This window comes from Nocardiopsis sp. RV163, from assembly GCF_001029525.1.
Taxonomy (GTDB): domain Bacteria; phylum Actinomycetota; class Actinomycetes; order Streptosporangiales; family Streptosporangiaceae; genus Nocardiopsis; species Nocardiopsis dassonvillei.
The window spans coordinates 53,509-75,640 of sequence record NZ_LEKI01000001.1 but is presented as its reverse complement, the minus strand read 5'-3'; the positions used below and the strand labels follow the sequence as shown (position 1 = coordinate 75,640).

Annotated in this window: 17 protein-coding genes; 10 read left to right on the top strand and 7 right to left on the bottom strand. The window is 73.7% G+C overall.

The features are described 5' to 3' along the window. Nucleotides 1-267: 267 nt before the first annotated feature. The 3 genes from ABD54_RS00290 to cofD all read right to left on the bottom strand — a co-directional run bounded on the left by ABD54_RS00290 (nt 268) and on the right by cofD (nt 4,255). A complete protein-coding gene (locus ABD54_RS00290) occupies nt 268-1,851 on the bottom strand; it encodes a Na+/H+ antiporter (RefSeq protein ID WP_047867389.1) in 1,584 nt (527 codons plus the stop codon). Between the two features lie 122 nt (nt 1,852-1,973). Continuing rightward, nucleotides 1,974-3,269, bottom strand: coding sequence for a coenzyme F420-0:L-glutamate ligase (locus ABD54_RS00285; RefSeq protein ID WP_047867388.1), 1,296 nt, complete (start codon nt 3,267-3,269; stop codon nt 1,974-1,976). Continuing rightward, on the bottom strand, nt 3,266-4,255 hold the full coding sequence (gene cofD / locus ABD54_RS00280) for a 2-phospho-L-lactate transferase (RefSeq protein ID WP_047867387.1): 990 nt from the start codon (nt 4,253-4,255) through the stop codon (nt 3,266-3,268). Before cofD ends, ABD54_RS00285 begins: the two co-directional genes overlap by 4 nt. 240 nt (nt 4,256-4,495) lie before the next feature. On the opposite strand from cofD, the gene ABD54_RS00275 reads away from it, so the two are divergent. The 4 genes from ABD54_RS00275 (at nt 4,496) to ABD54_RS00260 (ending at nt 11,935) form a co-directional block, all read left to right on the top strand. Beyond that, a complete protein-coding gene (locus ABD54_RS00275; RefSeq protein WP_047867386.1) occupies nt 4,496-5,836 on the top strand; it encodes a hypothetical protein in 1,341 nt (446 codons plus the stop codon). Nucleotides 5,837-6,075: 239 nt separating this feature from the next. After that, a complete protein-coding gene (locus tag ABD54_RS00270; RefSeq protein ID WP_013154770.1) occupies nt 6,076-6,363 on the top strand; it encodes a WhiB family transcriptional regulator in 288 nt (95 codons plus the stop codon). Nucleotides 6,364-6,781: 418 nt separating this feature from the next. Further along, on the top strand, nt 6,782-10,195 hold the full coding sequence (locus tag ABD54_RS00265; RefSeq protein WP_047867385.1) for a glycosyltransferase family 2 protein: 3,414 nt from the start codon (nt 6,782-6,784) through the stop codon (nt 10,193-10,195). Between the two features lie 93 nt (nt 10,196-10,288). Further along, nucleotides 10,289-11,935 carry a DUF5719 family protein gene (locus ABD54_RS00260; RefSeq protein WP_047867384.1) on the top strand — a complete coding sequence of 549 codons (1,647 nt, stop codon included), beginning with the start codon at nt 10,289-10,291 and terminating at the stop codon, nt 11,933-11,935. A 181-nt stretch (nt 11,936-12,116) separates the two neighbouring features. On the opposite strand, the gene ABD54_RS00255 is transcribed toward ABD54_RS00260, so the two are convergent. After that, a complete protein-coding gene (locus ABD54_RS00255) occupies nt 12,117-12,512 on the bottom strand; it encodes a metallopeptidase family protein (RefSeq protein WP_047867383.1) in 396 nt (131 codons plus the stop codon). Nucleotides 12,513-12,783: 271 nt separating this feature from the next. On the opposite strand from ABD54_RS00255, the gene ABD54_RS00250 reads away from it, so the two are divergent. The 4 genes from ABD54_RS00250 (at nt 12,784) to ABD54_RS00235 (ending at nt 16,431) form a co-directional block, all read left to right on the top strand. Continuing rightward, nucleotides 12,784-13,185 carry a DUF3499 domain-containing protein gene (locus ABD54_RS00250; protein ID WP_047867382.1) on the top strand — a complete coding sequence of 134 codons (402 nt, stop codon included), beginning with the start codon at nt 12,784-12,786 and terminating at the stop codon, nt 13,183-13,185. A gap of 150 nt (nt 13,186-13,335) precedes the next feature. Next, entirely contained in the window at nt 13,336-14,697 is a 1,362-nt protein-coding gene (locus ABD54_RS00245) for a phosphomannomutase/phosphoglucomutase (RefSeq protein WP_047867381.1), read from the top strand. A gap of 48 nt (nt 14,698-14,745) precedes the next feature. Beyond that, on the top strand, nt 14,746-14,922 hold the full coding sequence (locus tag ABD54_RS00240) for a Trm112 family protein (RefSeq protein ID WP_013154764.1): 177 nt from the start codon (nt 14,746-14,748) through the stop codon (nt 14,920-14,922). A 141-nt stretch (nt 14,923-15,063) separates the two neighbouring features. Beyond that, entirely contained in the window at nt 15,064-16,431 is a 1,368-nt protein-coding gene (locus ABD54_RS00235) for a protein kinase (protein ID WP_047867379.1), read from the top strand. A gap of 30 nt (nt 16,432-16,461) precedes the next feature. On the opposite strand, the gene ABD54_RS00230 is transcribed toward ABD54_RS00235, so the two are convergent. Then, nucleotides 16,462-17,607 carry a hypothetical protein gene (locus tag ABD54_RS00230; RefSeq protein WP_047867378.1) on the bottom strand — a complete coding sequence of 382 codons (1,146 nt, stop codon included), beginning with the start codon at nt 17,605-17,607 and terminating at the stop codon, nt 16,462-16,464. Between the two features lie 95 nt (nt 17,608-17,702). After that, entirely contained in the window at nt 17,703-18,113 is a 411-nt protein-coding gene (locus ABD54_RS00225) for a MerR family transcriptional regulator (protein WP_047867377.1), read from the bottom strand. Nucleotides 18,114-18,241: 128 nt separating this feature from the next. Here ABD54_RS00225 and ahcY (ABD54_RS00220) point away from each other — a divergent pair, with 128 nt between their 5' ends. Beyond that, a complete protein-coding gene (gene ahcY, locus ABD54_RS00220; RefSeq protein WP_047867376.1) occupies nt 18,242-19,678 on the top strand; it encodes an adenosylhomocysteinase in 1,437 nt (478 codons plus the stop codon). 292 nt (nt 19,679-19,970) lie between these two features. Next, complete coding sequence (gene ahcY / locus ABD54_RS00215; RefSeq protein WP_047867375.1) at nt 19,971-21,233, top strand: adenosylhomocysteinase; 1,263 nt, start codon at nt 19,971-19,973, stop codon at nt 21,231-21,233. A gap of 13 nt (nt 21,234-21,246) precedes the next feature. Here the strand turns inward: ahcY (ABD54_RS00215) and ABD54_RS00210 are convergent, their stop codons facing one another. After that, nucleotides 21,247-22,104 carry an RDD family protein gene (locus tag ABD54_RS00210; protein ID WP_047867374.1) on the bottom strand — a complete coding sequence of 286 codons (858 nt, stop codon included), beginning with the start codon at nt 22,102-22,104 and terminating at the stop codon, nt 21,247-21,249. Between the last annotated feature and the right edge of the window lie 28 nt (nt 22,105-22,132).

Genomic DNA, 22,132 nt, shown 5'->3' with positions numbered 1-22,132 from the left:
TTTGTAGTTTTTCTGGTGGCCTCAGTGCCTTTCCCAGGTCTCAGGAACCCCTTCAGCACCAGGAGAGGGGGCCGACGGGTCCACCGTTCGTCACGGTCCGTGCGCGCCCGCGCGGGCGTTCGCGCCCCGCTGGCTCCGGTTCCCACGCATTCACACGCGGCGCGCTGAACGGTCCGGCGGGCACCGGCCCCCACGGAGAAGGCGGCCGGGCCCCGGCCGTTCCGGGCCTCACGGGACCTGCGGGCCCGCGCCCGGCCGCCCCGCGACTCACGAGCCGTACGGACCCGCCCCCGTGTCCCGGATGTCCAGGTCCCGGCTCATCTCCTGGAACACGGCGTGGTCGATGTCGCCCTCCCGGTACATCGACACCAGCGCGTCCCTGCGCGCCTGCGTGATCTGCGCGTGCACGGCCCTGCCGCTTTCCACCCGTTCACGAGCCCGCCCGTCCTCGGCGTCCATCAGGCCCCGCACCTGCGAGACGCGCCGCGTGTACACCGCGCGCAGCGAGTCGGCGGTGCGGTCGTCCACCTCGCCCTCCCGCAGCAGCTCGTCCACCTTGCTCAGCGCCGCGCAGCTCATCTGCTCGTCCGCCCGGAGGAACTCCATCCGCCGCGCGCCCTCACGCGCCATGCCCAGCTTGCGCAGCAGCAGCGGCAGTGTCATCCCCTGCCCGACCAGCGTCCCGAGCACCACCACCCCCGCCACGAACACCAGCGCGCCCCGCTCGGTGAAGGGCTCACCGCCCAGCGTCGCGGGCAGGGACAGGGCGATCGCCAGCGACACCGCCCCCCGCATCCCGCTCCACCCGATGACCAGCCGCTCCCGCAGGTCGGCGACCTCCAGCTTCGAGAACGGCGGGATCCGGTGCAGCGGGATCACCACCAGCATCAGCCCCATGCGCAGGGCGACCGCCGTGGCCGTCGTCGCCAGCGCCATCCACACCAGGTCCAGGAAGGCGAACTGGTCCCGCACCGCCGTGACCACCGAGTCCAGTTGCAACCCCAGCACCACGAACAGCATCGACTCCAGCAGCCCCACGAGGGCGCTCCAGATCGTCTGCCCGTTCACCCGCACCCGGGGCGGCAGCAACCCCTCGCCGCGCGTGCCCAGGTAGAAACCGGCGACCACCGCCGCCAGCACCCCGGAGAACCCCGCCAGCTCCGCCGGGATGTAGGCCGCGAACGGTGTGACCAGCACGACCATCAGTTGGAGGGAGGGGTCACGCATGCGGGTCCGCGACCACGACACCGACAGGGCCACCGCGGCGCCGCAGAGCAGGCCGCCCGCCACGACCTTCACCAGCTCGACCAGGCCCTCCTGGGGCGTGAGCGGGTGCGCCATGGCGGTCACGGCCAGGCTGAACAGGGTCAGCGCGACCCCGTCGTTGATGAGGGACTCGCCCTCCAGGAGCGTCAGCACCCGGCGCGGGGTGCCCACCCGCTTGAGGATCGCCGACGCCGCCACGGCGTCGGTCGGCGCGACGGCGGCGCCCAGGGCGATCGCCGCGGGCCACCCCACCGACGGCATCAGCAGATGGACGATCCCGGCCAGACCGAACGCGGTCAGCAGCGTCACCCCCACCGCCGTCACCACGATGGGGCGCGCCAGCTCGCGCATGTCCTTGGGCGAGGAGAAGAACGCGGCGTTGTAGATCAGCGGGGGCAGGAAGACCAGCAGGATGACCTGGGGGGAGATCGACAACGAGTGCAACCAGGGCATCAACCCCAGAACCATGCCCAGCAGCACCAGCACGACCGCCCCCGGCACCCGCAGCCGCCCCGCGACCAGTCGGCCGCAGATCACCGCGACCACGATCACCAGCGTGGCGACAACGTACCCCTCGACGGACACCCCGCACCTCCCCGCCGACCCCCGCACGCACCAGCATGGCGCTGCCGGGCCCGCCGGTCACCCTGACGCGCCGGTCGCCGGGGGACGGGCCCCGGCGGCCACCGCGTCAGCGGGTAGGCGGGTCAGCGCACGGCGACGAAGTCCTCCGGGTCGCGCGGCGGCCTCTCCCCGGGCGCCTCGGCCGCGTACCCCACGGCCACCGCGCCCATCGGCTGCCACTCCTCGGGCACCTCCAGCACCTCGCGCACCACGTCCGCGCAGAACATGGTCGAGGAGACCCAGGCCGACCCCAGCCCCTCCACGGCCAGCCCCACCAGCAGGTTCTGCACCCCGGCACCCATCGCCACCAGGAACATCGACCGCTCGGCGTCGGCCCGGCGCGCGTCCGGGTAGGGGTGGGCCCCGTCGGCCACCAGGAAGGGCACCACCAGGTACGGCGCGCCGCGCAGCACGTCGCCGCGCCGCGTGCGCCGGGCGATCTGCTCCTCGCTGAACCCGTCGCCGCGCAGGTCCGCCACCCACGCCGCGAGCATCGCGTCCAGCAGCCGCTTGCGCGTGTGCGCCGACTCCACCAGCACGAAGCGCCACGGCGTGGTGTGGTGCGGCGCGGGGGCCGTCACCGCCGCGGCCACGGCCCGACGCACCGGCGCCGGGTCCACCGGCGCGTCGGTGAACGAGCGCACCGTCCGCCGGGCGTGGACCACGTCCCGCGACCCGTACCGGAACAGGTCGGCGTCGGGCGAGCGGACCAGTGCCAGCGCCCCCGGGCCGTCCTCCTCGGTGACCAGGCCGCCCAGGCCGCTGACCACCGCGACCGGGACCCGGTTCGTCTTGCCCTTGACCAGCTCGCCCGCCCCGGCGATCTCGTCGGCCACCGCGTTGACGGTCGCCTCCATGAGGTTGCCGTGGGTGTCGGCGGTGCCGCGCAGGTCCTGCACGACCGACAGTCCGGCGGCGCCGATGGCCACGTCGGTCTGCCCGACCCGCCACGGCCGCCCGAAGGTGTCGGACACGATCACGCCGACGTTCACGCCCAGGCGCTCGCGCAGCCCTGCGCGCAGCGCGCGGGCGGAGGCGTCGGAGTCCTCGGGCAGCAGCAGCACGGTCCCGGGCTCGACGTTGGAGGCGTCCACCCCCGCGGCGGCCATGACCAGCCCCTGCCGGGTCTGCATGATCCCGGTCCCGCCCGTACGGGCCACCACCCGGACGGTCTCGGAGGCGACGGCCTCCTTCCGGTCCATGCGGCGGGCGCGGCCCTCGGCCTTGCTCACGACCTTGGATGTGACCACGAGGATGTCCCCGTCGGCCAGCGCGGTCCCGGAGGCGGACACCGCCTCGGCGACCAGGGCCGACAGGTCGTCGCCCGACCGCACCTCGGGGATGCCGCCGAGCCCGCGCACGCTCAGTTCGGTGCTCACTCGCCGCCTCCCCGCCTCTGCGCCAGCTCCACGGCCAGGTCCACGGCCGCACGCGCGAGCGCCTCGGTGGCGGCGGGGCCGCTCATGTACAGGGGACGCGAGCGCACCTCGACCCCCTCCACCTCGGTGCCCGCGTCGGCCTCGTCCACCAGCCAGCCGTCCAGCAGATCGGCGCCCAGGTGCGCGGCGACCGCGCCCGCGCTGGTCTCCACCCCGATCGCGGCCAGGCAGGCGTCTGCCATGCCGCGCACCGGAGCGCCGCCGATGATGGGGGAGACGCCCACGACGGTCTTGGCCACCATGGCCTCGCGGATCCCCGGGACGCCCAGGACGGAGCCCACGCTGACCACCGGGTTGGACGGGGGCAGGATCACGGCGTCGGCCTCGGCGATCGCCTCCAGCACACCGGGCGCGGGCTTGGCCGTCTCGGATCCGACGCTGACGATCTGTTCGGCGGGCAGCGCCGCGCGGTGCCGGATCCACCACTCCTGGAAGTGGATGGCCCGGCGCCCCCCGCCGTCGTCGACGACCACGTGCGTCTCGACCTGGTCGTCGGTCATCGGCAGCAGCCGCACACCCGGCCGCCAGCGGTCGCACAGCGCCTCGGTGACCGCCGAGAGGGGGAACCCGGCGGCGAGCATCTGCGTCCGCACGATGTGCGTGGCGGTGTCGCGGTCGCCCAGGCCGAACCAGGTGGGCTTCATCCCGTAGGCGGCGAGCTCCTCCTTGACTGTGAAGGACTCGTCGGTCCGGCCCCAGCCCTGCTCCTCGTTGATCCCCCCGCCGAGGGTGTACATCACCGTGTCCAGGTCCGGACAGATCCTCAGCCCGAACAGTGTGATGTCGTCACCGGTGTTGCCGATGACGGTGACGCTGCTGTCTGTGGTGTGCTCTTCGGTGGCCGACGCCACGGTTCCGAGCGCCGCCCTGAGGCCGCGGAGGAACCGCGCGCCGCCGATACCGCCAGCCGGTACGACTATCCGCATGCGCCCAAGTCTGGCAGTCTGGGGGCGTGTATGGGTCGTCTGCCCCGCCGTGGGCGCGATCCGTGCGTGACCGTTCCGGTATCGGAGGTCCGTGAACTCCGTGGCTGCGGTCGCCATCCCACTCCTCGGCCCCGCCCGGTGTCCCCACATCCATGCCCGGACGCGGCCGATCCACACGTGACAGCCCGACGCCGTTCCCGACGACCCGACGGCGAAGCAGCAGTAGATGGGGAACCTCTCTTGAAGAACGAAACGCTAGAACGCCTGCGCCTTCCGGCGGCCTGGGTCCTGCTTGCAGCCGCGGGCGTGCTCATGCTCTCCGGACTCATCCAGGTGATCGTCCGGTCCAGCGGCTGGCGCTCGGAGACCTCCTTCGCCACGGCCATGTACGACGCGGGCTCCGCCAACTTCTTCGGTGTGACCATCACGATCCTGGTCGCAGTCGCGGTGGCCCTCGTGCTGACCAGCGACAGGACCAGGGCGGGCGCCTCCCCGGTCGTGCTGACCGCGATGATCGTCACCGGTGTGGGCCTGCTCTTCTGCCTGATCACGGTGATCTGCGGCTTCATCGACGCGATCAACATCGGCCACGGCCTCGCCCGGATGCTGGGGACCGTCGCCCAGGGCGCGGTGCTCGGCATGCTCGGCTTCGCGGCGCTCAAGGCCTTCAACGACCCGACCCTGGTCCCCAGGGCGGTGCAGCCGCACAACGCCTACCCGCAGCAGTTCCCGCCCGCGACCGGCGCGCAGCAGTCCTTCGCCCAGCCGGCCTACCCGGGCCAGCCCGCCGACCCGACCCAGAGCGCCGCCCCGCCCTACGGTGCGGACCCGGCCCAGCAGTCCTACGGCCAGCAGTACGGGACCGACCCGGCCCAGCAGTACGCCGCGGATCCGGCCGTGCAGCAGTACGGGACCGGCGCCCAGCAGTCCTACGGCCAGCAGTACGGGACCGACCCGGCCCAGCAGTACGCCGCGGATCCGGCCGTGCAGCAGCAGTACGGCACGGGCGCGCAGCAGTCCTACGGTCAGCAGTACGGCACCGACGCCTCCGGCCAGCAGCCCGTCCAGCAGGGCTACGACGCCTCGCAGCAGTACGGCCAGCAGTACGGAGCGGACCCGGCCCAGCAGGCCTACGGCCAGCAGTACGCCGCGGATCCGGCCGTGCAGCAGCAGTACGGGACCGGCGCGCAGCAGTCCTACGGTCAGCAGTACGGCACCGACGCCTCCGGGCAGCAGGCCGCCTACGGCCAGCCCGGCGAGTACGCCTACGACCCCTCCCAGTACGCCCCGCAGGCCACCGGTCAGCAGCCCGCCTCCGGTGAGCAGGCCGCTCAGGACGCGATCCAGTACGGCTGGTACCAGGGCGCTGACCAGGGGCAGCAGGCCCAGGACACCCCGGCCGACGGCAAACTTGATCCTTTCTTTAACTCCGGTGAGAACAACGGCAACCGGACGCCCGGCCAGGGCGGGGGATCGTACGGGGGTCAGTACGGAGCGGGCACCGGATACGGCTCTGACCAGCAGGGACAGGGCGGAACCGGTGACCAGCAGGGGTGGTACGGAGGCGAGGACAAGCGCTGACCCGGCCCCGTCGGCCCGCGCTCCCCACCGCCTCGGAAGGTAGTGAATTGCACGGTAATCCGCAGAACGGACATCACCGGGCTGCCGTTGACGGTTCGTTACATGATATTCAGTGGATTACCACGCAGGGCGCTTGACTCTCAGCAAGCGACCCACGTGTAATTTCAAGGTGGGATTCCACCCGGCCCGGGGGGACGAAAAGGGCCGGGGACATCTATGGGGGGCAACAGGAGGTGCGCATGAGCGAGGTCATCCCGCTGGCGCACGGCTCGGATGAGGATCTGGGCTGGCAGGAGCGTGCCCTGTGCGCGCAGACCGACCCGGAGGCGTTCTTCCCCGAGAAGGGCGGCTCGACCCGGGAAGCCAAGAAGGTCTGCCAGTCGTGCGAGGTACGTGCGGAGTGCCTGGAATACGCGCTGGAGCACGATGAGCGCTTCGGTATCTGGGGGGGACTCTCCGAACGCGAGCGCCGCAGGCTGAAGAAAGCCGCCGGGGGAGATTTCGATTTCCTGGCGGAGATGCTCTAGGGCCGCGTGCGAGACGCGCGTCCGGGCCGCGAGCCCGGGCGCGCGTTTTTCATGTTCGACCCCTTCCGGGCGCGCGGCGATTGTGTCCGCGGCGCGGTCGGAGACGGCAATACCCGGATGCGCCGGGCCGTATTCGAATGCGTGTTCGAATATCCCCTCCCTGTCGTGGTGGAAATGCTCCGATATGGCCGACCGCAGCGGCGTGTGACGAATAGGCCCGTAATGGTGCCGAGTGGCGTAGGGTGATGTCCCGCGCGGGCCGTGTCCGGCCCCGACGAGGTCACGAGGGCCGCGGTCGGCCGTGACGCCCCGCGCGCGGACCGCGTCCGGAGCGCGGTCGCGCCCGTCGGCCCCGCCCGGCCGGACCCGCGGACCCGATCGGGGCCGCGCCCCCTCCCGGAGAGAACCCACCACAGCCGTGCCTGACCAGGATTTCGCCCGACACGTCGTCACCGCGGTCATCGTCTCCCACGACGGCGCCCGCTGGCTGCCCGAGACGATGCAGGAGCTGCGCGGCCAGTCCTGGCCCGTGCAGCGGGCCGTCGCCGCCGACACCGGCAGCACCGACGACAGCGCCGAGGTCCTGGCCCGGTTCCTGCCCGCCGACGCCGTCGTGGAGCTGCCCGCCGACACCGGGTACGGCGACGCCGTCCGCGCCGCCCTGGAACTGCCGCGCTCCACCAGCGCCGTACGCGGCTTCGACGAGGACGCCACCGAGTGGATCTGGCTGATCCACGACGACCTCACCCCGGACCGCGACGCCCTCGCCCACCTGCTGGACGCCGCCGACCAGGACCCCCGAGCCGCCGTCCTTGGCCCCAAGCTGCGCGACTGGTTCGACCGCCGCCTCCTGGTGGAGGCGGGCGTGACCATCGACGGCGCGGGCCGCCGCGAGACCGGTCTGGAACAGCGCGAGTTCGACCACGGCCAGCACGACGGCACACGCCAGGTCCTGGCGGTCTCCAGCGCGGGCATGCTCGTGCGCCGCGACGTGTGGGACCGCCTTGGCGGCTTCGACCCCTCCCTGCCGCTGTTCCGCGACGACATCGACTTCTGCTGGAGGGTGGGCGGCGCCGGACTGCGCGCCGTGCTCGTCACCGACGCGGTGGCCTACCACGCCGAGGCCTCCGCCCGGCGCCGCCGACCCATCTCCGCCACCCGCAACCACCCGCGCCGCGTGGACCGCCGCCACGCCGTCTTCGTGCTGCTGGCCAACCTGCCCGCGGGCGGCATGGTGGCCGCGCTTCTGCGCAACTCCGTGGCCTCGCTGCTGCGCGTGGCTGGGTACCTGCTCATCAAGCAGCCCGCCAACGCCCTGGACGAGGCCGCCGCGATCACCCTGGTCTACCTGCGGCCGCTCCGGCTGATGCGCGCCCGCTTCAGGCGCCGCCGCGACCGCCGCCGCACCTACAGCGCCATCCGGCCCTTCCTGGCGCGCGGCGTGGCCGTGCGCCAGGTCCACGACGTTCTCACCGCAATCCTGTCCGGGGAGCCCGTGCGCAACACCCCCGGCCGCCACCAGGCCGTCACCGCGCCGCCCGCCGCCGAGGACGAGGACGAGATCCCCGCGGACACCGCCGGCTTCGTGCGCAGCGTGCTCCTGCGGCCCGGGGCGCTGATGGTCCTGGCCCTGGCCGCCGTGGCACTCGTCGCGGAGCGCTCCCTGCTCCTGGGCGACCTCCTGGCGGGCGGGGCCCTCCCCCCGGTCGCGGGCGGCGCGGGCGACCTGTGGAACCTGTACCTGTCCGGCGGCCCCGACAGCGGACTCGGCGCGGCCGACCCCGTCCCGCCCTACGTCGGGCTGCTCGCGCTTCTGTCCACGCTCACCCTGGGCAAGCCCTGGCTGGCCGTCACGATCGTCCTGCTGGGCTGCGTGCCCCTGTCCGGACTGACCGCCTACCTGCTCGCCCGCGAGGTGCTGGGTTTCCGCCCCGCACGCCTGTGGACGGCCGCGTCCTACGCGCTGCTGCCCGTGGCCACCGGCGCGGTCGCCCAGGGCCGACTGGGCACCGCCCTGGTCCACGTCCTGCTGCCGGTGCTGGGACTGCTGCTGGTGCGGCTGGTGTCGATGCCGCCCAAGCCCTCGCGCCGCGCGGCCTGGGGGGTGGGCCTGGTCCTGACGGTCGCCACCGCGTTCGTGCCGATGGTGTGGTTCCTGTCGCTGGTCACCGGCGTACTGGTGGCCGTCGCCTTCGGCCACCTGGGCCGCCGGATCTACGTCAGCGTCGCGCTGGGCCTGGCCGTCCCGCTCGTGCTGCTGATGCCCTGGACGCTCGAACTGCTCGTGCACCCCAGCCTGTGGCTGCTGGAGGCGGGACTGCACCGCCCCGAGCTGTCGGCGCCGGGCGCGGTCCCGCAGGAGTTGCTCATGCTCTCGCCGGGCGGCCCAGGGACGCCGCCGTTCTGGGTCACGGCCGGGTTCGCAGCGGCCGCGCTGTGCTCCCTGCTGCTGCTCCGCAACCGGATGCTGGCCGCGGCGGGGTGGTCGCTCGCCCTGTTCGGGATCCTCCTGGCCATCCTGACCAGCCGGGTGGTCGTCGAGCCCTACTACGGCGGCCCCCCGGCCCCGGTCTGGCCCGGGGCGGCACTGGCCTTCGCCGCCACGGCGGTGCTGCTGTCGGCGGCGACCGCCGCCCGCTCCTTCGGTGACATGGTGCGCCTGGGCGGGCCGAGGCGGTTCTTCGCCCTCGCCGTGGGGCTGCTCGCCCTGGCGACCCCCGTCTGCGCCGCGGGCGTGTGGATGTGGGAGGGGGTGCGGGGCCCGGTCACCGCGCACGCCGACCCCGTAGTCCCCGGCGCGCTGCTCGGGGCCGGGACCGTCGAGGGCGGCGGGTCCGACGGTGCGCAGACCCGGCCGCGCACCCTCGTGGTCACCGCCGACGGCGAGGGCGGTGTGGACTACCTGGTCGTGCGCGGACGCGAACCCCGGCTGGGAGAGGAGCAGCTCGTGCCCGAGCACGGGGTCCGCGAGGCGATGGACCGGGCCGTGGCCGAACTCACCGCGGGCCAAGGCGGCGACCCGATGTACACCCTGGCCGACCTCGGCATCCAGTACGTGCTCCACCCGCGCCCGGAGATCAGCGGGCCCGCCGACGTCACCATGGTCGACACCCTGGACGGCACACCGGGGCTGGAGCGGCAGTCGCTGTCGCGGCACTACGCGCTCTGGCGGCTGGCCGCCCCCACCGGCGCGCTGCGGGTGGTCTCCGAGGACGGCGTCGGAGCCGAGGTCCTCGCGGTGCGCGGGGACGCGGACGAGGTGAGCGCCCCGGTTCCCGACGGCGGCACCGGACGACTGCTCGCCCTGGCCGAGGCCGCCGACAGCGGCTGGCGCGCCAGCCTGGACGGCGTCGAACTGGACCCCGCCCCCGCCCGGAGCGGAACCCAGGCCTGGGAGCTGCCGGCGGGGGGCGGCGAACTGCGCGTCTGGCACACCGACTACGTCCACGCGGCCTGGCTGCTCACGCAGGGGGTCCTGCTCGCTGCGGTCGCCGTCCTGGCCGCGCCGGGCGTGCGGACCGAGGAGGAGGTAAGGCTGATCGAGGCCACGCCCGCCCCCCGCCCGCGGCGGCCGGAGCGGCTGCGGCGGGCGGGTAGGTCCCGGGCGTCCTCGCGCCGGGGCGCACGCGCCCGGCCAGGTCGGCCGCGGCCCGGCGGCGACGACCCCGGCGTGTGCGCGGACGGGGACGCCGCGGCGGACGCGCCGGAGGGCGGCGTCCGGCCCGGCTCCGCGTCCGGGGAGGACACCGGCACGCTGTCCGCCGTGCGTGGCGGGGGCCGCCGCCGGGGCACCCGGGGCGTGCGCAGGGGGGAGCCGCGCCGTGGCCGGTGACCGGGACGGGAGAACGCGCCGGGCGGCGGCGGACGAGGACACCGGGACGGCCGGGACCGACGGGCGTGCGGTACCGAACGGGAGGAGCAGGCGGTGCGACTGATCGTGGAGAACCGGTTCGCGCTGTTCGGGTTGGTCTCGCTGGCACTTGCCGCGCTGTTCGGCGTCGCGTTCGCGACCGGCCCGATCACAGCCGAGCTGGGCGTCACCGAGCCCGGGACCGTGCGGCCCGACCACGCGGTGCGGGTGTGCCCCGCCCCGCACGAGTCGGGGGGCAGCTCCGTGGCCGCGTTCGCGCCGAGGGTGAGCCGCGACGACGAGGGCGAGCTGTGGGCCGAGACGGTCCCGGCGGCCCCCGAGGACGAAGGGGAAGGCGCGGGGAGCGGCCGGGACGGTGCGGAGTCCGAGGAGACCGGGGACGGTGACGCCGGTGGAACCGGCGGGGACGGCGGCGACGCGGGGAACGCGGGCGGCACCGTCGGCGAGGAGCTGACCGAGCCCGGCCGCGTGTGGAACACCGGTACCGCCGGCACCGGGGCCCCCACCGCCGTCCGCGCTCAGGGATCCCTTGCCTCCGGACTCGACGCCGCCCAGACCACCGTCTCCGACGGCTCGGTCACCGAGGTCCGCTGCCTCGAACCCTCCGTCGGAACCTGGTTCGCCCTCCCCGGCGGCGACGGCATCGAGGGCATGCGGCTCGACGCGCTCACCGCGCACCTGGCCAACCCCGAGGACTCCCGGGCCACGGTCAGCGTGGACGTCTACACCGAGGGCGGTCCCTCCTACTCCGAGGAGAGCAGGGGCATCGCCCTGCCCGCGGGGGCGGCGACCGAACTGGACCTGACCGACCTGGTCGGCGCAACCGGCGCCGTCGGGGTCCACGTGCGCACCAGCACGGGGCGGGTCGCGGCCTCCCTTCTCGCCGAGCACTCCTCCGGCACCGCGGACTGGGTCCCGCCCACGGCCGCGCCCGCGCGCGAGCACGTGGTCCCCGGTGTCCCCGGCGGCGACGGCCGTCGCCGCCTGCACGTGGCCGCGCCGGGCGACGAGCCCGTCCGGGTGCGCGTGCACACCGTCACCCCGGCCCCGCGGGAAGGGATGGAGGGGGCGCCGCAGGAGGACGGGGAAGGGCAGGGAGCCGGGACCGCCGACGACCCGCTGACCTTCAGCGTGCCCCCGGCCGCCTCCGCCTGGCTCAGTCTGGAGACCGTGCTGGCAGGGGAGCCCGGCGCCGTCGTGGTGGAGGCGGACGCGCCCGTGGTCGCCGGTGTCGCCGCCGAGGCGGTCACCGGAGAGGGGGACGACGTCGAGGCGGTCGAGGCGGCCTACACCTCCGCGGTGCCGCCGCTCGGCTTCCCGCTGGACACCACCGCGGTCCTGCCCGACGTCCCCGAGGACGCCGACACCGAGCTGCTCCTGACCGCGGTCGGGGGCGACGCCGCGCTCATGGCCACCCCCATCGGCGCCGACGCGACCCAGGGGGACGCCGTGCGCGTGCGGGTCGCCGCGGGGACCACCACCGTGTTCGGCGGGGACGACGGCTGGCGGGCGCCCGCGGGCACCGGGCCCGAGGACGGCTACGCGGTCCGCCTGGAGGTCCTGGAGGGCTCCGAACCCGTCCACGTCGCCCGCGTGCTGCGCGGCGGCGGAGACGGCCTGGGCGTGCTGCCGGTGACGCCCGCCCCGGTGCGGACCGAGCTGCCGGTGGTACGCGACAGCATGGTGGGGGTCGTCCGCTAGCCGGGGAGTGTTCCGCGGAGGCCTTCGGGTCAGCGGGCGGCCCGGTGCTCGCGGAAGCGCTGGAGCCGAAGGCTCTGCGCCCAGGGCGGCGAAGGGCGGAGGGCGGGACCGCGATGATCCGAGGAGCGCGACCCAGCCGCGTCGGCCGTGGGGCCGACGCGTCCGGGCCGCCCCGGGCCGGTCAGCCCTCGGGGTCCACCGACTCCGGTTCCACGCCGAGCAGGTTGGCGACCTCCTCGACGACCGTCTCGTGGACCAGGAGGGCCATCTCCTCCGGGTCCTTCGTCCGGATCTCCACCGGACGCCGGTACACCACGATCCTGGCCCGGCCGGAGGGGTCGGTCTCCAGGCGGGAGAAGGGGATCGCCTCGGTCATGGGGCCGCGGGGTTCCACCGGGGGGACGTCCTCCACGAGGAAGTCCACATTGGCCAGCTCCCGCGCCCACAGGCGTTCGAGGCGTTCGACGGCGTCCAGGACAAGGTCGTCGAAGGCCTGCGCCCGGCTACGGAAAACCGGCAGGTCAGAGGGCACGAGAGGACCGCGGATGCCTCGGCCGCGGCGGTCCCGGCGCCGCACTCGGTCTGGTTGGCCACTGGAAAGGCGCACTCGTCGCACACTTCGAGACTAAGCCATCGCGGGCCCCGCGCGTAGTCCCTCCCGAGGCGAAAGCGCTCACGCGCCCGGGGAGCGGGCCGCCGGACGGCGGCGGGGGGAGGGCCGGAGGAGGCGCCACGACCCCCGGGAGGGCGCCGGAGGGCGGCGCGCGGAGGCCGCCGACGAGCGCGAACGGGCCAGCTCATGGAACGATGCTGGCGTGTCCCTCAGTAAAGGCATACAGTCGAACGCTGTGAGCCCTGTTCGACGCTGCTCCCGTACCGCCTGCAGACAGCCTGCCGTCTTCACGCTCACGTACGTCTACGCGGACTCGACGGCCGTCCTCGGCCCTCTCGCCGCCTACGTGGAACCGCACTGCTACGACCTCTGCGCCGTGCACGCCGACCGGCTGACGGCACCGCGCGGCTGGGAGGTCGTCCGACTCCCGGTCGAGACGTCCGGCGGCGGCCCGGGCAGCGACGACCTGGAGGCCCTCGCCGACGCCGTACGTGAGGCGGCCCGCCCGCCTGTCCGCAAGGACCCCTCCGACGAGATCGTCGAGGGGACCCAGACGCTGCGCCGGGGGCACCTGCGCGTGGTCAGATCCGATCCGGGGCGCGGCGAACAGCAGCCCCCCCGGCACTCCGGCGGGTAGACGGCGCCGCCCCGCCGCGGCGGGGAGCCGGCCCGGGTCCGAACCGGCGGTGGTGCGGGGGCTCGCGGGGACGCCTTGCTAGTTTTGTACCGCGCGCGGCCCTGCCGCGCGGGACCGAACCCAAGCAGGACCGACCTGGCCGGAGAAGACGTGGCTGACCTCGCAAGCATCTTCAAGGCATACGACGTGCGGGGCGTGATCCCCGACACCTTCGACGCCGACACCGCCCGGGCGATCGGAGCCGCCTTCGCCCGCGTCGTCGGCGGGGAGGCCGTGGTGGTCGCCCACGACATGCGCCCCTCCTCGCCCGAACTGGCCACCGCCTTCGCCGAGGGCGTCACCGGCCAGGGCCTGGACGTGGTCTTCGCCGGGCTCGGCTCCACCGACCTGCTCTACTACGGCTCGGGCCACCTGGACCTGCCCGGCGCCATGTTCACCGCCAGCCACAACCCCGCCCAGTACAACGGCATCAAGATGTGCCGTGCCGGGGCCGCGCCCATCAGCGGCGAGACCGGACTGGACGAGGTCCGCCGCCTGGCCGAGGAGATCCTGGAGGGGGGAGCGCCCGCCCACGACGGCCCCGCGGGGACGGTCACCCATCGCGACCTGCTGGCCGGATACTCGGACTACCTGCGCGAACTGGTCGACCTCTCGGGCATCCGCCCGCTCAGGGTCGTGGTGGACGCGGGCAACGGCATGGGCGGCCACACGGTCCCCGCCGTCCTGGAGGGCCTGCCGCTGGAGGTGGTCCCCCTCTACTTCGAGCTGGACGGCACCTTTCCCAACCACCCGGCCAACCCCCTGGACCCCGACAACCTGGTGGACCTCCAGGCCAGGGTCCGCGAGACCGGCGCCGACATCGGCCTGGCCTTCGACGGCGACGCCGACCGCTGCTTCGTCGTGGACGAGAACGGCGACGCCGTCCCGCCCTCGGCCGTCACCGCCCTGGTGGCCGCCCGGGAACTGGAGCGCGAGCCGGGGGCCACGATCATCCACAACCTCATCACCTCCCAGGCCGTCCCCGAGATCGTCCGCGAGAACGGCGGCGAGCCCGTCCGCACCCGGGTCGGGCACTCCTTCATCAAGGCCACCATGGCCGAGACGGGCGCGATCTTCGGCGGGGAGCACTCCGCCCACTACTACTTCCGCGACTTCTGGCGCGCCGACACCGGTATGCTCGCCGCGATGCACGTCCTGCGGGTGCTGGGCGACGACGACCGCCCCCTCTCCCGGATCGCCGAGGCCTACTCGCGCTACGCCGGGTCCGGCGAGGTCAACTCCGAGGTCGCCGACGCCCCCGGGCGGATGGCCGCGGTCCGCGGGGCCTTCGCCGGGCGGGACGGCGTCACCGTCGACGAACTCGACGGCCTGACCGTCTCCCTCCCCGACGGGTCGTGGTTCAACGTGCGCGCCTCCAACACCGAACCGCTGCTGCGGCTCAACGTCGAGGCCCCCGACGAGGCGTCCATGGCCGGTCTGCGCGACGAGGTCCTGGCCATCGTCCGCGCCTGACCAGGCATCATGGGGCAGAGGGACACCCCATTGCAGAGGAACGAGGACATGAGCACGAAGATCGACGGCTGGCTGTTGGAGATCCTGGCCTGCCCGCAGAGCCAGGCCCCGCTGCGCCACGACCCCGAGACCGACGAGCTGGTCTGCGACGAGAGCGGCCTGGCCTACCCCATCCGGGACGGCATCCCGGTCCTGCTGGTCGACGAGGCGCGAAAAATCGGGTGAGACCGGGAACGCCCCGGGCGTTCCAGCAGTCATAACGGTTGCGCCGGGGTAACGGGGCACGACGGGACGCACCACCGCGTTCCCCGCAACCCGTACCCTGGTGCTGCGCGCCCCCTCACCCCTATCTCCCGGAGGACACCGATGCCCGGTCCCGAACCGCTACTGCCGAGCGACCCCTCCTCGTTCGGCGGGTACAGCGTGACAGGGCGGCTGGGCAAGGGCGGCCAGGGGATCGTCTACCTCGCCGAGGACTCCGGCGGCGAGCAGTACGCGGTCAAGGTCCTCAACGACCAGTGGTCGCGCGACAGCGACCTGCGCAGGCGGTTCGAGAAGGAGGTCCGGGCGGCGCAGAAGGTCGCCTCCTTCTGCACCGCCGCGATCATCGAGGCCCGGCTCGACGGCGACCCGCCCTACGTGGTCAGCGAGTTCGTGCCGGGCAAGGACCTCCAGGAGACCATCGCCAAGGGCACCACCCAGAGGGGCTCCACCCTCCAGCGGCTCGCCATCACCACCGCCACCGCCCTGGTCGCCATCCACAAGGCGGGCATCGTCCACCGAGACTTCAAGCCCGGCAACGTGCTGATCGGCCCGGACGGGCCCCGCGTCATCGACTTCGGCATCGCCCGGATCGACGACGGCACCGCCACCATGACCAACTCGATCGTCGGCACGCCCTCCTACATGGCGCCCGAGCAGATCGAGGGCCGCGGCATCACCGACAAGTGCGACATCTTCGCCTGGGGCTGCGTCATCGCCTTCGCCTCCACCGGGCGGGCGCCCTTCGGCTCCGACACCGTCCCGGCTGTCGTCCACCGCGTGGTCAGCGCGCCCCCGGACCTGACCGACATGGACGAGGCACTGCGCCCCATCGTCGAGTCCTGCCTGGACAAGAACCCGGACAACCGGCCCAACGCCCAGACGCTCCTCATGCGCCTGCTGGGCCACGAGGGCCCCGAGGCATCCGGCCCCTCCACCGACGACGCCGTCAAGCAGGGCGAGCAGATCGCCCAGACCGGCCTGTTCAGCGGCGCCCAGACGCCCTACCGGCCGCACACCGGGCCGCAGCAGCCGCACACGGGCCCCCAGCAGCCGCACAGCGGCCCGCAGGCGGGTGCCGCCGGGTACGCGCGGCCCGGCGCCTCCAACCCCCGTCCGGGTATGCCGGGGCACCCCATGGGCTCCGATCCCCGCCACGGCTTCGTCCACCCCGGCACATCCAACCCCAGGCCCGGGGTCCCCGGCCACCCGGGCACGTCCAATCCCCGTCCGGGCGCCCCCGCCTACCAGCCCCCGCCGCCCGGCATGCCCCACGGCCCGCACTCGGGCGGCAACCCCATGCTCACGGGCATGAACCCCAACCAGACCTACGCCCGCCCCGGGGCGCAGCAGCCCATGCCGCGCCCCGTCGAACAGGACTCGGTGCTCCAGCAGAGCTGGGTGATCCCGGCGGTGCTCATCACCATCGTCATCCTGCTGCTGATCCTGCTCCTGCTGGCCATCAGCGGCTGACCGCCCGGCGCCGTCGGCGGCACCGCCGGCTCAGAGACGGGTGAGCTCGTTCATGGCCCGGGACACGGCCTCGTCCACGAGGTCGCGCACCTGGGGCCAGCGGTCGTCCACGCAGTCCGTGGGCATCACGGTCACACTGTCGGCGCCGGACATGCCCAGCGCGTCGCGCTCCCCCTCCGGGGTGGTCAGGCGCGCGTCCGCGGTGACCGCGAGCACCCCCGTCCGGGGGCGGCCCACTTCCTGGACCACCACGAACAGCGACAGGGACGCCCCGCCCACCGTCAGCTCCAGCGCCGTCCACCAGTGCGCGGCCCCCGGCGTGAGCAGGTTGCGCCCCACCGCCTCCGAGGCCGTCCCGGGTTCGGAGTCGTCCGAACCGCCCGAGTACACCGACGTGCGCGCCGAGGGGTCCAGCGCCCGCAGGATCATGGCCAGCGAGCTGCGGCGCGAGCGCACGTAGTCCAGGACGCGGCGGCGCGTCACCGCCGCCAGCGGCGACACGGGGGAGCGGGGCTCGGGGACGTGCTCGGGGGTCCAGCTCAGCTCGTCGAGCAGCGTGCCGGTCACCAGGCGCGCGAAGTGGCGGACCATCCCGACCAGGCGCTCCTCGGCGTCGTGTCCGCTCCACGGCGGCGCCAGGGGGTCGGGCAGCAGCGGCGGGAAGTCCGCCCGCCGCAGCACCAGGGACGCCAGCAGCCACGGCAGCGCCCACGCGTGCGTGCCCTCGGGGCGCTCGGGGTCCAGTTCGGCCAGCACCGCCACGCCCTCGGCGTAGGTCTGGGCGGCGCGCACCACCGGATGGGCGGGCACCGAGGCGGCCCGCGCCAGCCGCAGCGCCTGCTCGGAGTCCACGGGGCGCTGGGGGGAGCGCGCGGGGCAGTCCTCGGGCAGGTTCCTGGCGCGCTCGGCCAGCTCCAGGACGAACGCGGCGGTGAACTGGCGCCCGGAGGCCCCGTCCGCCGAGGCGGAGACCACCAGCTCCTCCAGGGCGGGCCCGCCGCCCAGCGCCCGCACCCGGCGGCCGGTCAGCTCGCGCCGGGCCGCGTCCCTGGCCTGCCGGGGCTGGCTGTGCCGGTGCTGGGCCCAGATGGCCCGCAGCCGGTCGACGTCCATGAGTTCCTCGCGCACCAGGGCCGGAATCCGGTCCAGGTCCGCACCGCAACGTAGGGTATCCACGTGTCTTCCGTAGCCAGTGGACAGTTGGCCAAAACCTGTCACGGGCCCCGACCTGTGGCCGCTACCGGACGCGTCGGAGCGTAAACCGGGGGTGTTCAGGGGCGGCGGCCGTGCAGCAGCCGCATCGCCTTCTGCTTCTCGAAGTCCAGTGCGCGGGCGGGCGCCGCGGCGAGCCTGCCCAGCCGCTCCCCGTGCGCTCGCACCCGCGACAGCACCTCGGGCTCGGCCAGCACCCGCAGGGCGAAGGCCAGCGCGGCGGGCGGGATGTCGAACTCGCGCTCCAGCTCCAGGCCCACCGCGATCGTGCGCAGGTCCTCCTCGGTGAACCTGCGGTGGCGGTGCCCGCGCCCGGTGGGCTGCTCCTGGGTGCGGGGCAGCAGGCCCAGGCCCTCGCGGTAGCGCAGCATCCGCGCGGTGGTGCCCACGCGCTCGGCGGCCGCGGAGATGGGCACGGGGCCGCGCGGCCGGAGGTCGGAGGCGGTCGGGTCGTCGTCGAGGGCGGCCATGCACGCGACCCTAACCGAACCTCCCCACCGAAGAGCGCGAATCTGACAGTGAAATGTCAATTTCGCACGGTAGTCCCGGTCGCGGCCCTAGAATCGAGTGCGCCACGACCATCACGAGTGAGGAACGCATGGCTTTCGACTTCAAGGTCGCCGATCTCTCCCTGGCCGCCTTCGGACGCGACGAGATCCGGCTCGCCGAGCACGAGATGCCCGGCCTCATGGCCACCCGCGCCGAGTACGGGGAGAGCAAACCCCTCCGGGGCGCGCGCATCATGGGCTCGCTGCACATGACCGTCCAGACCGCGGTCCTCATCGAGACCCTGGTCGCCCTGGGCGCCGAGGTGCGCTGGGTCAGCTGCAACATCTTCTCCACCCAGGACCACGCCGCCGCCGCGGTCGTCGTCGGCCCCGACGGCACCGCCGAGGACCCCAAGGGCGTCCCGGTCTTCGCCTGGAAGGGCGAGACCCTGGAGGAGTACTGGTGGTGCACCGAGCAGGCGCTGACCTGGCCGGGCGCCGAGGGCCCCAACATGATCCTGGACGACGGCGGCGACGCCACCATGCTCGTCCACAAGGGCGCCGAGTACGAGAAGGAGGGCGCGGTCCCCGACCCCGACAGCGCCGACAGCGAGGAGATGGGCGTCGTGCTGCGCCTGCTCAGCGCCAGCCTGGAGCGCGACGCCACCAAGTGGACCCAGATCGCCGAGCGGATCCAGGGCGTCACCGAGGAGACCACCACCGGTGTCCTGCGCCTGTACGAGATGCGCCGCGACGGCACCCTGGCCTTTCCCGCGATCAACGTCAACGACTCCGTCACCAAGAGCAAGTTCGACAACAAGTACGGCATCCGCCACTCGCTGCCGGACGGCATCATGCGCGCCACCGACGTGCTCATCGGCGGCAAGGTCGCCGTGGTGTGCGGTTACGGCGACGTCGGCAAGGGCGCGGCCGAGGCCCTGCGCGGCCAGGGCGCCCGCGTGATCGTCACCGAGATCGACCCCATCAACGCCCTCCAGGCGGCCATGGACGGCTACCAGGTCACGCGCCTGGAGGACGTCCTGGAGACCGGTGACATCTTCATCACCACCACCGGCAACTTCAACGTGATCATGGCCGACCAGATCACCCGTATGAAGCACCAGGCGATCGTCGGCAACGTCGGCCACTTCGACAACGAGATCGACATGGCTGGCCTGGCCAAGGTCCCCGGCGTCGTCAAGAAGGAGATCAAGCCGCAGGTCCACGAGTGGACCTTCCCCGACGGCAAGTCCGTCCTGGTGCTCTCCGAGGGCCGCCTGCTCAACCTGGGCAACGCCACCGGCCACCCCAGCTTCGTGATGTCCAACAGCTTCACCAACCAGGTCATCGCGCAGATCGAGCTGTTCACCAAGCCCGACGAGTACCCGACCGACGTCTACACGCTGCCCAAGATCCTCGACGAGAAGGTCGCCCGGCTGCACCTGGACGCGCTCGGCGTCAAGCTGACCCAGCTCACCAAGGAGCAGGCCGCCTACATCGGCGTGGACGTCTCGGGCCCCTTCAAGCCCGACCACTACCGCTACTAGGCAGCGTTTCCCCGGGGCTCCGCTCCGCTTCGCCCACCCGTCGCCCGCCACCACCCCCAACGGACGGCCTGCGGCCGGAGCCCCCTCCCCGTTCGGGCGCCTCGAACACGGGAACCTTCGGATTCTCCGGTGCGGCGGCTCGTGCCCACACCGTCGCCCGCCACCACCCCCGACGGACGCCTGCGGCGCAGTCGCGCTCGCAGTCCCGCCTACGAATCCTCCAGCACCCCGTGGGCGCCCGAACGCGGCCCCCGGGGCCGCGCCGACCGAGAGAGCAGGAGCCGGGCAGCACATGACACTCCCCTCCCACCAGGTGGCGGACCTCGGCCTCTCCGGGGCCGGGGTCCGCCGCGTGGACTGGGCCGAGCGCTCCATGCCGGTGCTGCGCAGCGTGCGGGAGCGCTTCGCCGCCGAACGACCCCTGGACGGCCTGCGCGTGGCGGCGTGCCTGCACGTGACCGCCGAGACCGCCAACCTGCTGCGGGCCCTGCGCGCGGGCGGCGCGAGCGTGTGGCTGGCGGCGTCCAACCCGCTGTCCACACAGGACGACACCGCCGCCGCCCTGGTCACCGAGTACGGGGTTTCGGTCCACGCCTGGGCCGGAATGGACCCGGCGGCCTATGACCGGAACCTGGTCACGGTCCTGGAGTCGAGGCCGCACCTGCTGCTCGACGACGGGTGCGACCTGGTCAACACGGCCCACCTGGCCCGCCCCGACCTCCTCGACGGCGTACTGGGCGGCTGCGAGCAGACCACCACCGGCGTGATCCGGCTGCGCCGGATGAGCGCTGAGGGAGAGCTGCGGCTGCCCATGGTCGCGGTCAACGACACCGCCACCAAGCGCATGTTCGACAACCGGTACGGCACCGGCCAGTCCACCATCGACGGCATCCTGCGGGCCACCAACGCGCTGCTGGCCGGGCGCACCGTCGTGGTGGCCGGGTTCGGCTACTGCGGGCGCGGCCTCGCCGAACGCGCCCGCGGCATGGGCGCCCGTGTGGTCGTCACCGAGGTCGACCCGGTCAAGGCCCTGGACGCGGTCATGCAGGGCTACACCGTCACCACCATGGAGGAGGCGGCCCCCGCCGGGGACGTGTTCGTCACCGTCACCGGCAACCGCGACGTGGTCCGCGCCGAGCACCTGGACCTGATGAGGGACGGCGCGATCCTGGCCAACTCAGGCCACTTCGACCTGGAGATCGACCTGAACGGCCTGGAGGGCCGGGCCGTGGAGGTCAACCGGGGCGTGCGCGAGCAGGCCGACGAGTACGTGCTGGCCGACGGGCGCCGCCTGCTCCTGCTGTCCGAGGGGCGCCTGGTCAACCTCGGCGCCGCCGAGGGGCACCCGGCCGCCGTGATGGACCTGTCCTTCGCCGTGCAGGCCCTGACCACGGCCTGGCTGGCCCGAAACGCTTCCGGCCTGGAACCGGGCGTGGTGGAGGTGCCCGCCGAGACCGACACCGAGGTGGCCCGGCTCGAACTGGCCGCGCTGGGGGTGCGCATCGACGCGCTCACCCCCGGGCAGGAGGCCTACCTGCGCTCCTGGCACGCCTGACGGACGGCCCGGTTCACCGGGAGGAGTGCGGGCCGTACCACTGCTGCTGGGGGCCGCCCTGCGGGTGCCCGGGCCGGGCGCGCTGGGCGGCGGCCTCGTGGCGGCGCCGGCGCTCGGCGAGCACCGCGGCCAGGAAGTAGGGCGGAGTGGTCCCCGGCGGCGGGGGCGGGCTGATCTGCGCGGCGACCGCGTCGGCCAGCCGGACGCCCATCTCGTGGCGGGTGTGCTCGGCCAGCTCCCCGTACCGGAGCACGTACTGGCGCGCCGCCGCCGCGGTCTCCGGGGACAGCCGCGACAGCTCGGTGCCGGACGCCCACGCCGCCAGGTGCGGGGGCATCGGGACGACCTCCTCGCGCGGCCTGCCGCCGCGCTCCTCCACCACCACCGTCCCGGCCACGAAGTCGCCCACGCGGCGGCCGTCGCGGTTGATCATGGACGTGATCAGCGCGACCACGCCGCTCGTCAGCCAGATCTCCACGAACGCGGCCAGCGCCCGTCCCAGCGCCTGGCGGAACCGCTCGGGTGAACCGTCGGTGCCGACCACGCGCAGGCCCAGGGCCATCTTGCCCAGGGAGCGCCCCCGGGAGACGGTCTCGAAGACGGCCGGGTAGCCGACCAGGATCAGGATGACGCTCGACAGCGACACGGCCGCGGTGATCGCGGGGTCCAGGTCCCTGCCGATCCAGGTGACCAGGACGCCCAGCGCGATCAGGGCGATGACCTGGACCAGGGCGTCGATGGCCAGAGCCGCGGCCCTGGTGGCGAAACCGGCCGGACGCAGGTCCAGCACCACGGCGTCACCCGTGACCAGAGGTGTCACGCCGTACACGTCGGCGCGGGCGTCGCCGTTGCCGGGATAGGACACCAGCACTCGCTCCCTCGGGGCTGTCTGAAACCGT